The organism is Paenibacillus oleatilyticus (genome assembly GCF_018998565.1).
Lineage (GTDB): Bacteria > Bacillota > Bacilli > Paenibacillales > NBRC-103111 > Paenibacillus_G > Paenibacillus_G oleatilyticus.
This window is the reverse complement of sequence record NZ_JAHNZO010000180.1, coordinates 1-338: the sequence shown is the minus strand read 5'-3', so window position 1 is coordinate 338 and position 338 is coordinate 1. Positions and strand designations below refer to the sequence as shown.

The 338-nt window shown below is 67.2% G+C and carries 1 protein-coding gene; it reads right to left on the bottom strand.

The window, feature by feature from the left end; all coding sequences use genetic code 11:
* The coding region (locus KQX66_RS36850) for a DUF3333 domain-containing protein (RefSeq protein WP_216798447.1) at positions 1-338 on the bottom strand (338 nt) is incomplete at both ends.

Below are 338 nucleotides of genomic sequence, written 5' to 3'. Positions count from 1 at the left end.
CTCGCGCGTCACGCGGCCCTTCAGATAGCCGTCGACCCGCGACGAGGCCAGCACCCGCACCTCGACCGTCTGCCCGATCAGGCCGGGATCGGCCAGCACCATGTCGCGCAGGGTCGACCGCGCCCCGTCCGAAAAGAGCTTGTCCATCGGGTGCGAAAACCCGGTCATCTTGCCCTCGGCCAGCGGCGTGTCGATGCCCTGCGCGCGGATCTCGCGCAGCATCGCCTCGCGCAGCAGCGGCGAATAGGCGAAGGTCTTGACCTTCTTGATGTTCTCGATGTCGCGGGTGCCGGTCTTGTCCAGCACCGCCTCGGGGAACTCGATCTGCAGCGTATAGC